This window comes from Pseudomonas sp. Q12-87 (assembly GCF_001269755.1).
In the GTDB taxonomy this organism is placed as follows: Bacteria; Pseudomonadota; Gammaproteobacteria; order Pseudomonadales; family Pseudomonadaceae; genus Aquipseudomonas; species Aquipseudomonas fluorescens_S.
The window spans coordinates 390,938-401,927 of record NZ_LHVI01000019.1 but is presented as its reverse complement, the minus strand read 5'-3'; the positions used below and the strand labels follow the sequence as shown (position 1 = coordinate 401,927).

9 protein-coding genes are annotated in these 10,990 nt (G+C 61.5%); 1 reads left to right on the top strand and 8 read right to left on the bottom strand.

The features are described 5' to 3' along the window. Positions 1 to 83 precede the first annotated feature (83 nt). The gene (locus tag AD663_RS13670) at positions 84 to 1,232 is read right to left on the bottom strand and encodes a MalY/PatB family protein (RefSeq protein WP_003181771.1); all 1,149 of its coding nucleotides are present in this window, start codon (positions 1,230 to 1,232) and stop codon (positions 84 to 86) included. Between the two features lie 265 nt (positions 1,233 to 1,497). Here AD663_RS13670 and AD663_RS13665 point away from each other — a divergent pair, with 265 nt between their 5' ends. Then, on the top strand, positions 1,498 to 2,571 hold the full coding sequence (locus AD663_RS13665) for an alpha/beta fold hydrolase (protein WP_003181769.1): 1,074 nt from the start codon (positions 1,498 to 1,500) through the stop codon (positions 2,569 to 2,571). 33 nt (positions 2,572 to 2,604) lie between these two features. On the opposite strand, the gene AD663_RS13660 is transcribed toward AD663_RS13665, so the two are convergent. From AD663_RS13660 to AD663_RS13630, 7 genes are all read right to left on the bottom strand, one after another. Continuing rightward, positions 2,605 to 4,842: a xanthine dehydrogenase family protein molybdopterin-binding subunit gene (locus AD663_RS13660; RefSeq protein ID WP_053213926.1), complete on the bottom strand. Its 2,238-nt coding sequence runs from the start codon at positions 4,840 to 4,842 to the stop codon at positions 2,605 to 2,607. Between the two features lie 12 nt (positions 4,843 to 4,854). Then, complete coding sequence (locus tag AD663_RS13655) at positions 4,855 to 5,328, bottom strand: (2Fe-2S)-binding protein (protein ID WP_053213925.1); 474 nt, start codon at positions 5,326 to 5,328, stop codon at positions 4,855 to 4,857. Between the two features lie 175 nt (positions 5,329 to 5,503). Further along, positions 5,504 to 6,787, bottom strand: coding sequence for a TIGR02270 family protein (locus AD663_RS13650; RefSeq protein ID WP_053213924.1), 1,284 nt, complete (start codon positions 6,785 to 6,787; stop codon positions 5,504 to 5,506). Between the two features lie 46 nt (positions 6,788 to 6,833). Beyond that, positions 6,834 to 7,742 (bottom strand): hypothetical protein, encoded by a 909-nt coding sequence (locus AD663_RS13645; RefSeq protein WP_053213923.1) that lies wholly within the window; start codon positions 7,740 to 7,742, stop codon positions 6,834 to 6,836. Between the two features lie 9 nt (positions 7,743 to 7,751). Continuing rightward, entirely contained in the window at positions 7,752 to 8,840 is a 1,089-nt protein-coding gene (locus AD663_RS13640; RefSeq protein ID WP_053213922.1) for a PAAR-like domain-containing protein, read from the bottom strand. Beyond that, complete coding sequence (locus AD663_RS13635) at positions 8,840 to 9,880, bottom strand: 3-oxoacyl-ACP synthase (protein WP_088021774.1); 1,041 nt, start codon at positions 9,878 to 9,880, stop codon at positions 8,840 to 8,842. Before AD663_RS13635 ends, AD663_RS13640 begins: the two co-directional genes overlap by 1 nt. Further along, a complete protein-coding gene (locus AD663_RS13630; RefSeq protein ID WP_053213921.1) occupies positions 9,877 to 10,989 on the bottom strand; it encodes a DUF2169 domain-containing protein in 1,113 nt (370 codons plus the stop codon). Before AD663_RS13630 ends, AD663_RS13635 begins: the two co-directional genes overlap by 4 nt. Position 10,990 lies beyond the last annotated feature (1 nt).

Genomic DNA, 10,990 nt, shown 5'->3' with positions numbered 1-10,990 from the left:
ACACCGCATGCTCTGGTTTGGGGCCGCTTCGCGCCCCAGCGGGAGCAAGCTCCCTCGCCACAGGGGGGTGTTTGGTCAGTGACTTAGCGTCGGGCCTTCAGGCTGCGCTCCATCCGCGCAATCCCTTCCTCCAGCAACGCCCGCGGGCAGCCGAAGTTCAGGCGCACGAACTGCCCAGCGTCGTCGCCAAAATCCAGCCCGGCGCTGAGGCCGACCTTGGCTTCCTTCAGGAAAAATCCCTGAGGGTTTTCCAATCCCAAGGCTGAGCAATCCAGCCAGGCCAGGTAAGTGCCTTGCGGCACGGTCATGCTGATGCCCGGTAGGCGAGTGTTCACCGCTTCGACCAAATAATCGCGGTTGGCTTGCAGGTAGGCCTTCAAGGCGTCGAGCCACGGTCCGGCTTCGCTGTAGGCCGCACGGGTCGCTTCCAGGCCCAGGGCATTGACGCTGTCGACCATGCCTGCACGGGCGCCGTTGACCCGCTCGCGCACCTTGGCATCCTGGATAATCGCGAACGAGGTTTTCAAACCGGCGATGTTATAGGCCTTGCTGGCGGACATCAGGGTGATGGTACGCGCGGCAATTTCCGGGCTGAGGGAGGCGGTGGGGATGTGCACTCGGCCGTCGAAACACAGCTCGGCATGGATCTCGTCGGAGATGATCCAGGCATTCTGCTCCAGGCAAATGTCCGCCACGGCCTTGAGCTCTTCGCGGTCGAAGACCTTGCCCAGCGGGTTGTGAGGATTGCTAAGCAGCAACGCGCCGCCGCCCTGCAAGGCTTCACGCAACTCGGCCAGTGGCGTTTGGAAGGCGCCGTCAATCGGATTGAACGGCAACTCGACTTTATTCAACCCCCAGTGGCCCGGGGCATGACGCAACGGTGGGTAGTTAGGCACCTGCACCACGACGTTCTGCTGCGGCTCGACCAGCGCATGCAGCGCCATGTTGAAACCAGGCTCCACCCCGGGCAGGAACACGATCTGCTGGGGTTCGACGCGCCAGGCGTACTTGTTCCAGAGGTCGGCCACGATGGCGGCGCGCAAATCGTCCTGGGCCACGCTGTAGCCAAGCATCGGATGAGCGAGGCGCGTGTGCAGTGCCTCGATGACGGCGGGCGGGGCCGCGAAGTCCATATCGGCCACCCACATCGGCAGCACATCGGCCGGGTAACGGCTCCATTTAGTGCTACCGGTACCTTGGCGCTCCAATACCGTGTCGAAATCGAAAGTCATGGTGGTTCCATCAGATCAGCAAGTGAGATTCCGGCATGATAGAACAAAGTTTGCGCCGAGCGTTGCCCATGCCGGGGATTGGCTGCCCACTCAAGGCTTGAAGCGCAATGTATCCCTGTGTATCAACCGCCGCGACAGACACGAAACGTTGCGGTTACCGCCAATCGCTGACACATCCGGGATACCTGGACGGCGTGAAATGAGCCCCATCGAGACAGCAGCAGCCGTCTCACAGGCCCATCCGCCGCTCGCAAGGAGATCCACCATGGACATGACGCTGTCGCAACACAAACCCACCCCCCGGCATCGGCGCCTGCTGGCGCCTTCGATCCTGGCATTCGCCTTGATGCAAGTGGGTGCCTTGGGTGTGGCCTCGTCCCAGGCAAGCGCCGCCGATGTGCCCGCAAGCTCCATCGGCACCGTCACGCCCGGCAGTCACACCTCGTTCGGCCCACTCAAGCACGTCAAGGCCGGCCTGCTGGACGTGGCCTACGCTGAAGTCGGACCGGCCGACGGGCCGGTGGTGATCCTGTTGCACGGTTGGCCCTACGACATCCACAGCTACGCCGACGTCGCACCGGCCCTGGCCGAGAAGGGTTATCGGGTGTTGATTCCGTATGCCCGCGGCTATGGCGAGACGCGTTTCCTGTCGGCCAAGACCCTGCGCAACGGCCAGCCTTCCGCGCTGGCCAGCGACCTCGTCGACTTCATGGATGCCTTGAACATCAAGCAAGCCGTGCTCGGCGGTTACGACTGGGGCGCACGCACCGCAGACATCGTCGCGGCGCTCTGGCCGGAACGGGTGAAAGCACTGGTGGCGGTGAGCGGTTACCTGATCGGCAGCCAGGAAGCGGGCAAGGCGCCACTGCCGCCCGCCGCCGAATTGCAGTGGTGGTATCAGTTCTACTTTGCGACAGAGCGCGGCCAGTTGGGCTATCAGAAAAACACCCATGACTTCGCCAAGCTGATCTGGAAACTGGCTTCACCGAAGTGGAATTTCGATGACGCGACCTATGATCGCAGCGCCGCTGCGTTGCAGAACCCCGACCATGTTGCCGTGACCGTCTTCAACTATCGCTGGCGCCTGGGTCTGGTCAAGGGCGAAGCCAAATACGCCGCGCTGGAGAAAAAGCTCGCGACGTTCCCAGCCATCAGCGTGCCCACCATCACTTTGGAAGGCGATGCCAATGGCGCGCCGCATCCGCCAGCCGAGGCTTATGCCAAGCGTTTCAGCGGCCATTACGAGCATCGGCTGATCGATGGCGGCGTCGGCCACAACCTGCCGCAGGAGGCCCCGCAGGCATTCGCCCAGGCTGTGATGGACGCCGATCATCTCTGACGGCGTACCAAAGGCCGATGCCAGGCCAAATCATCACGCCAGCTTGAAGGGCAGTTGCCGTATCGGCTTGCCCGTCAGGCTGGCAATGGCGTTGGCAAAAGCCGGGGCCAGTGCCGGCAGGCCGGGTTCGCCCATTCCGGTCGGCGGTTCGGCGCTGGGTACGATGTGCACGGCAAACGCCGGCATGTCGGTGATACGCGGCACGCTGAAGTCGGCAAAGTTGCTTTGCTGCACGACGCCGTCCTTCAACGTGATGGCGCCCCCCGGCAAGCACATGGACAAGCCCATCAGCGCCGCACCTTGTACTTGGGCTTCCACGCTGCGCGGGTTGACGACCAGGTTGCAGTGAACGCCGGCGGTGACCTGATGCAGCACCGGACGTCCGTCCTGCACCGAGGCCTCGACGACATACGCCACCACTGAACTGAACGACTCGTGCACCGCCACGCCCCAGGCATGGCCCACCGCCAATTGGCGCTTGCCATATTCGCTCTTGTCCACGGCCAGTTGCAGGGCCTCGCGATGGCGAGGGCTTTGATCACCGAACAGTTTCATCCGGTAGGCCACCGGATCTTGCTGGGTTGTCCGGGCGATCTCATCGATCAGCGTCTCCATGACGAACGCCGTGTGGGTGGAGCCCACGCTGCGCCACCACAACACAGGGACGTTGAGTTCGGGATGATGAACCGTCAGGCGCATCGGCAGCGGATAAGGATCGCGCAAGCCTTCGGTGGCGGTAGGGTCGATGCCGTTCTTCACACGACCGCCGAACACGGTGCCGGTGATAATCGATTGCCCGACCAGGGCGTGATCCCAGGCAAGGACCTTGCCGCTGTCATCGAAACCGATGCGTGCGCGGTGCAAATGCATGGGCCGGTAATAGCCGCCCTTGATGTCGTCTTCCCGGCTCCAAAGCGTGCGCACGGGGGCATTGAACCCGGCCGCGCGGGCGCCCTTGGCCACCTCGCACGCGAGCACCGCAAAGTCGTTGGTGGGCACGCCACGCCGCCCGAAGCCGCCGCCGGCGGTCTGCACGTTCACCTGGACCTGTTCGGGCTTGAGGCCCAACACTTTGGCGGCGGCCGCGCCGTCACCTCCCGGAAACTGGGTGCCGACCCACAGCTGAGCGCCATCCTCGGCCAGCTGCACCGTACAGTTCAACGGCTCCATGGGCGCATGGGCCAGATAGGGGAAGAGAAACTCGGCGTCCAGTCGATGGGGCGCAGTGGCAAGGGGCGCCATGTCGGCATCGAAGTGAAGCGGGCCAGGCTGCTCGGCCAGTTCCCGGTACTGGAGCAGTTGTTTATCGCTGTCGACTTTTTCGACGCGGCTCACGTCCCATTCCACTTTCAGCGCATCGCGGGCCGTCTTGGCTTGCCAATAGCTTTCGGCGACGACAGCCACGCCTTCAGCGCCACGGTCCAGCGGCACACGAAACACCGCTTTCACGCCTTTGGCCGCGCGAGCGGCACTGTCATCCAAAGAAGCGATCCTGGCACCGAACACCGGTGGGCGGGCGACAACGGCCGTGAGCTGCCCCGGCAGGTGCATGTCAATGCCGAAATCCTGCCGGCCACTGCTCTTGGCCTTGGCATCGATGCGGGTGGTGGCCTGGCCGATGATGCGAAAATCCTTGGGGTCCTTGAGCGTGACCTGTTCGGGCACCGGCATCGCCATCGCGGCTTCGGCCAGTTCTCCGTAGCTCGCTTGCCGTCCCCCTGGGCCCAGGACTTTGCCGGCCTCGGTGGTCAGGCTCGCGACGTCGACGTTCCAGCGCGCCGCGGCGGCCGCCAGCAACATGGCGCGAGCGCGGGCACCGAGTTCGCGGTACTGGGTGTAGCTATTCTTGATCGAATTGGAGCCGCCGGTGAGGTGGATGCCGAAGCTGGGGTCCATGTAGGCGGCGTCATTGCTGCCGTTGCGCGTGCGCACCAGGCTCCAGTCGGCATCCAGCTCTTCGGCGAGAATCATCGGCAAGGCAGTCTGTACGCCTTGGCCGAACTCCAGGCGGTTGATCGTTACGGTGACTTCGCCACTGGGTGCGATCTGTACGAAGGCCGCGGGCTGCTGGGTCGGCTTGAGCACTGCCTGGCCACCGCCGGCCTGCTGTGCCAGGGCCAAGTGAGGAAAGGCGCCTAGCGCCAGCCCACCGATACCGACGATCTTCAGGAAACTGCGGCGGGCCAGCGTAGCGGGGCCGTCACCAGCATCGCGCTCAAGCATCTGTTGCAAGGCGCGCGGCGTTTCTTGGGGGAAAATCTCGTTCAACATGGCGAGCTCCGATCAGGCGAGGGCTTTGGCGGCATCGGCCACCGCAGCGCGGATACGGGCATAGGTGCCACAGCGGCAAATATTGCCGGCCATGGCCGAGTCGATTTCGGCCACCGTAGGTTGCTTGCCCTTGGGCTGGGCCTTGAGGAATGCGGTCGCGCTCATGATCTGGCCGCTCTGGCAGTAGCCACATTGCGCCACGTCGTGCTTGACCCAGGCTTCATGCACAGCGCTGCCAACCGGGTCGCTGCCGTCGGTGGCCGCTTCGATGGTGGTGATCTTCTTGCCTTCAGCGGCGGCAATCGGCGTTACACAGGAGCGAATGGCCTGGCCGTCCAGGTGCACGGTACACGCGCCACACAGCGCCGCACCGCAGCCGAACTTGGTGCCGGTCATGCCCAGCGTGTCGCGCAGGGTCCAGAGGATTGGGGTAGTGGGGTCTACGTCGACCGTGTATTCACGGCCGTTGATGTTGAGGGCGCTCATAGGGGACCAGCTCCAGATGGTTTGGCTCTGGTTAACTATAGAAAGCAATCCATGGGGTGATTTGCACAATCCAGGCGGATGATTGCCTGATCGTGCGAATAAGCCGTCGAGCCTGGCGGTTCAGCAGGTTTCCACCCGACGCCCAGCGACCTTTCTGAGGCCGCTCTATTGGGCGTTATGGATGCGTGTGCCTCGCTTCAAGCCACTTCTTTTGTCGCCAGGCCGGTGCGCTGGTGGGGAACAACACCTCGTTCGGCCGAAAGCGCGCGATGCCGCAGGCGGCAGCGATGCGCTGGCGTTGCTGGCCGTGGACAAGGGCCAGCTGAAAACTGTGTTCGTTCTGCGCTAAACCCAGCACATAGCCGGTGCCTGCCTGGAAATCTGCTCCATGGCCCTGCCACCAGACTTCGATCGCCTGCGGGGCGGGCCAGGGCAGGTCCTCATCAGGGTCCATGGCAACATTGGGATCCCCAGGATCGTCATTCGGCCCGGCATCGAAATCCGGCAGATCGCGCAATTCCAGATCGAGCAGCGCAAGGTCAGCTCCGGTGATCAGGCTGAAGGCTTCACCGGCGACCCGTGAGCAGGGCAGGTCGCTCATCTGCTGGATCAGCCAGGGCACACAGACCGGATCGCCCAGCAGCCCCAGTGCCTGGATGCCGATGCGCCGCTGCGCCGGATTTTGTACCAACTGGCGTATCCAGGCGATGCTGGCCTCACGCTGTTGCCAAGCCAACGACACGCCGAGCGCACGGTATTGGAACGCTCCTGGTTGCTCGGCGAACTGGCGCAGCGGTTCCAGTGCTTGTTCGTCGCCCATCTGCGCGGCGGCCCAATTGACCCAGAAGCGCGTGGGCGCATCCGGGTGCAGGCGGTGGGTCCGAAGTATCGGCAGCAGGTCACGCCGGCGCAGTTCGCCGACAGTTCTTGCGGCACGCGCCATCACGCAGGGGGCGGCCAGGGACAGCTCGGTCGCCAGGGCAGAACCTGGATCGCGCCGATGCATCCCGCAGGCAGCCAAGCCTAGGCGTCGGAACAGCGGATCGGAGGCGGCGAGCATGCGGTCGATCCAGGGCGAGATCCGCTCCCAGTCGAGCCATCCCAAGGCCATCAGATAGCCGCGCTCTGTATCCTCAGCACTTCGCAAGTGCTCGCTGAGCCGCGACAACAGCTGCGCGTTACCTGCCTCGAAAGCCAGCACCACACTGGCGAACATCTCGCCGATGGCGTGTGGACCGAGTTGGGACAGCAGCGTTTCAAGACCTGTTTGCTCGGCGATTCGCAAGCCGTCGAGGTGGGCGTCGAGGCGGTTATCGAGGTTGTCGAGGTGCTCGATGTCGTAGTGCGGTGCGCGTAGGGCATAGTCACGCAGGACGGCGAGGAAGCTGGCTTCTTCGGCGTGTTGGTCTACTAGGAACGAAAGTTCGGTGTTCAATTCAGAATAACTCCGAGGGACCATCCCTGAGTAGGGGCGATAATTTCACCCTCGCATGCGCAAACGGGTTTCATATATTGTCAGGGCAAATGATTTCTGCCCAGTGAGTCCCGTCAAATCGCATTATCTGATCGTTACCAATGGACCATAGATAATCGCCACATGTCCGAAGGCGATAACCATCCATTTTCTTCACGCCTGGGATGGCGAGTTTTTTCACCTGATTGTTATCTATGACGCCTATCCCTTCGAATCCGGCGACATAAAGTACATCTTGAAAGGAAACAGCCCCCCATAGGTCACCTTCGATTTCATCATTCTGGATAACTTTCCAACAATCTTTCGATCCGACTAATATCACCCCATCATCGCCACATGCGATGTACTTGTCCTGGTCGAACGTCGCCACTTCATTCAGATCGACGTTCGTTGGACTATCGCATTGCCTCCAGAGTGAGCCATCAAAAAACCATATCTCACCCGCATTGCCAACGGCATGAATGTCACTTTTTGAATGGCCCGCCATGGATTCCAGGCTTATGCCATCTTCTGTGCCGATATAGAGCAGCCCCTGGTCCATATGCGCCCATATCCCATTACTTCGACGGTACACCTGCCGGCTATAGCCACAGGCGTGTAGTTCCCCGTCGATAACGGTAATTTTGTTCATGTAACCTAATTTCTCGCCGCCGGTCCCTGCGTCAGCGATCAACTCGAAGGAGGGGGTTCCCTGTTTGATCTCAACCACTTCTCCGCGCTTTCCGAGTATCCACCATGCTCGATATTCGCCCTGTATCAAATAGGTGATTGAGCGGCTGTCAAAGTCGAATTTTTGCTGCGCCCACTGTCCGTCGAGGGTCGTATAGAACGTGGTGTACTCCGTGTCCTCGCCTTTGAGTGCATATGGAAAGGCTACTACGCCCAGGAGTCCCTTGGTGGGAGTGAAGCCATCAATGAAATAATGCCTGGATGATGTCATGGTTGCTCCTTATCCAAATGTGCCGCTGGCAACTGTTGAGAAGTTTTCCGGGGTCCTGTTTCCGCTGCTGTCAGCACGTAGATTGGTGGTATTGCTGATGCTGGGGCCTTTCGGAGGAACCGCCGATCTATTGGGCTGCTGGTGATAAGCATCCAACTGGGACCGTGTACATTTCGGGTCGCATCGTAATACTTGGCTGACCGCCGTTGCTCCGCTATTTGCTGCGGCCTCATAAGTCCAGGTCCCAGCCTTGCCGTTAACGAGGTTTTTATCCTCGGCCTTGTCGAATATGTCGTGCACTTTTTTGTGCTGCCCGGTGCTCTTGTCATGTCCAGACACGCATACACACGGGGCTAATTTGGAGTTATAGCCCTCGCAGCCGGTATATACGTCAGGGTTGGAAGAGTTTCCTTGATTAGGCTTCTGGATGCAGTGCTTAGGTATTACATGATGGGGGGTTTTCCCATCGCAGCAATTCGAGGGGGAATAGGGTGATAGAGAACACTTCATCGCGGCCTTACATTTACGATCGGCACACATGGCGTCCTTTGATGACTTCCTTTTTACCTGGCCTTTCTTGGTCCGTTTAACGTGCTTTTCGCAGTGGGTCTTGAGTTTTTTAGCCAGAGGGGCACAGGCATGATCACTATCGTCGGCGAAGGCCGCTTCGTCCAAATAGGGCCAGGTCGGTGTGTTTCCGGGGAGCGATGCATGGTTATGTGTGGTCAGATCCATGTTCCGCACAACGTTCAGGCCTTCGAACTTCACATCCATCGACCAAGAGGTGAAGTACACTTTGCCCTTGATCTTACCGGTAATCACGCCCTTCTTCGGCGCGCAGCCGGCCTCATCGCCATAGCTGGTCTTAAAGTAACTTCTGTCTTTAAGCATGACTTCTTTACGGGTGATCTTCACCGTCCGACTTCCCTTGGCCGTGTCCTTCGCCATACCGGTATTGGGATAAGGGATGGGCACACCGAGCGGGGTGGGCGGGGCCTGGGGCGGGGTGAAGCAGACATCCGGGAAGCAGGCGATCGACTTGCCATCCGCCGCCTTGCAGGAAATTTCCATATTATTGGCGAAGACTTGGTTGGCCATTACGCAGCCCTCACAGTCAGGTAACTGAGCAATGCAACGGCGCGTTCGCCGGCGTCGTTGCCGAGATGGCAGAAGATATTCGGGCCTTCGCCGTAACCCTTGCGACTGGCGGCCAACGCCACGGCGAGCATGGCCGGGCCGATGGCGGCGCCGACTTCGCCGATGCAGTCGGCCGGGTGCCAGAGATGGAAGAACTCTTTGCGCACACGCAGGGTCCGGCTGAGGGCCAGGGAAGCTTCCTTGAAGTAGTACTGCTCGCCGGAGATGTCGGTGAGCCGATAATCCATTTGCTCCAACCCACAGCCGGCTTCGCTCAGGGCCGCCCGTACCGCTTGAGTCAGGCCTTCGGCGCGCAGGGGAATGTCTTCAGCTTCCACCGTGGCCCGTTCCACGCCGAACCCCAGGCCGATGCAGGCCAATTGCGGCTCTTCGCGGGCGACGGGAGCGGCCAGCACCACCGCTGCGGCACCTTCGCCGGGGATAAAACCGTTTGAATTCTCGCTGGTAAGCAGCCGTTCGCGTTCTTCGAAGGCGGCCAGCGTCGCTCCATTAAGGAAGGAGTCGACACCGGCAATGATCACGTGACGATGGCCATCTTGATGTATCAACGCACGCGCGTTGAGCAGGGCCACGGCGGCACTGACCCGGCCCCGCGCGATGACGCAGGAACCAGGATGAAAACGGACGCCCAGTTCGGCTTCGATGGCGTGCCGCAGCCCCTGGTCGAGACCAGCGAGGCGACCGGGACGCTCGGCTTCCGCCAGCCCCAGCAGCAGCGGCGTCTTTTCCGGGTCGATGCCGGGAGTGCTCTGCAATGCCTCGGCAATGGCGCGGGCAGCCATCTTGATCAGCTTGGTGCGGCCGCGCCAGGGCTGTTCCAGAGGCACGCTGGCGGCAATCAGCCATTCACCGGCGCGGTCGAGAAAGCGGGTTTCCTGGAAGTTGTCGATGGCACAGCGGATCGCCGCACAGCTCGCCGGCGCGCTCAAGCCGACAGCACTGATCATCCCCGAACCGATGATGCAAAGGGCAGTCATCAGTTCGTCTCCTCGGGGGCGCGCTTGGCTTTCACCAAGGCGCCAAGCGACGGGTAGTAATCCTTGCCCAGTTCACGGGCACGCCACCACGCTGTCGACATGGTGCCGACCAGCACCTGGGCAATCTCGAAAATGTTACGCCGTAGCGGACGAGCGACTCGCCACGTCAACTGCACCTGGCGAGCGTCCGTGTCGATCAGCAAGGTGTCAATCACCGCCTGCACAGTCTCATGACCGCCTTTTTTCAGAAAGAAAGTCACCGGCACATCCATTTCGGGGATGCAAAAGCCTGCCCGCTCTTGGGGGGTGAGGTTGAGCAGCTGTACATTCTCGCCGCCACGCAGGTAAGGAACCTGCTGGTCGTCAGGGGCCGCCTGGAAGTAGCGATTGTCGAAGTCCCCTGGCAAAAACGGAAAGCAGTCGGCCAACCAGGCATCGTCGTAGGTGCCGGCGAAGCGGGCGCGTTGCGGCCAGCTACGGCCGACCGGGCCGAGGGCCATCGGACGAAAGTCGCCAGAGGGGCTGTCGATCGCCTTGCCCAATTCCTCGGTGTTCGGCATCGGCGTGCCCACGATGTCAGCACTGCTCAAACGGTGCGGATACCAGCCGCGACCGGTCGGATTGGCTGGGTAGCAGTGACGCATGTCGGGCTCGTTCGCCACCGGATGGCTGCCGCCGAAGGCCTGGGCATAAGAGATGTCCTGCTCGGTGAAGGGCTGCGGTAAGCCGGGAGAAGCGCCCAACAGTCCTGGTTGCCATTGCCGAGGGCCAAGGACGGAAAAGGCCTTGGTCATCTGACCAACACGAATGCCTGCGGTCAACTGTGTCACCGGCCGTCCGCCTGGCGCATAGGCCTTGCCACGCACCAGCACATCGCAGAATGGCTTGACCGGGGCGAAATCCATTTCCTGCAAAGGCGCGCTGAGGCCGGGTTCGCCAATAAAAGTGTCAGCCATCAGCAGCGGTTGCTGGATCTCAGCGAGGGTCGCGGCGCGACCGTCCAACGGAAGATCGAAGGTCCCCTTGGCCACCACCACCAGGGATTCACGGCCGTCGCTTGCCATGCCCAGGGTGTAGGCAGCCACCAGTTTGCTGGCGTTGAGCAGTTCCATG

Excerpts from the sequence above, each read along its gene's own strand:
- AD663_RS13630 (WP_053213921.1), bottom strand. The coding sequence starts at position 10,989 with ATGGAACTGCTCAACGCCAGCAAACTGGTGGCTGCCTACACCCTGGGC.
- AD663_RS13650 (WP_053213924.1), bottom strand. The coding sequence starts at position 6,787 with ATGGTCCCTCGGAGTTATTCTGAATTGAACACCGAACTTTCGTTCCTA.
- AD663_RS13645 (WP_053213923.1), bottom strand. The coding sequence starts at position 7,742 with ATGACATCATCCAGGCATTATTTCATTGATGGCTTCACTCCCACCAAG.
- AD663_RS13665 (WP_003181769.1), top strand. The coding sequence starts at position 1,498 with ATGGACATGACGCTGTCGCAACACAAACCCACCCCCCGGCATCGGCGC.
- AD663_RS13640 (WP_053213922.1), bottom strand. The coding sequence starts at position 8,840 with ATGGCCAACCAAGTCTTCGCCAATAATATGGAAATTTCCTGCAAGGCG.
- AD663_RS13660 (WP_053213926.1), bottom strand. The coding sequence starts at position 4,842 with ATGTTGAACGAGATTTTCCCCCAAGAAACGCCGCGCGCCTTGCAACAG.
- AD663_RS13670 (WP_003181771.1), bottom strand. The coding sequence starts at position 1,232 with ATGACTTTCGATTTCGACACGGTATTGGAGCGCCAAGGTACCGGTAGC.
- AD663_RS13655 (WP_053213925.1), bottom strand. The coding sequence starts at position 5,328 with ATGAGCGCCCTCAACATCAACGGCCGTGAATACACGGTCGACGTAGAC.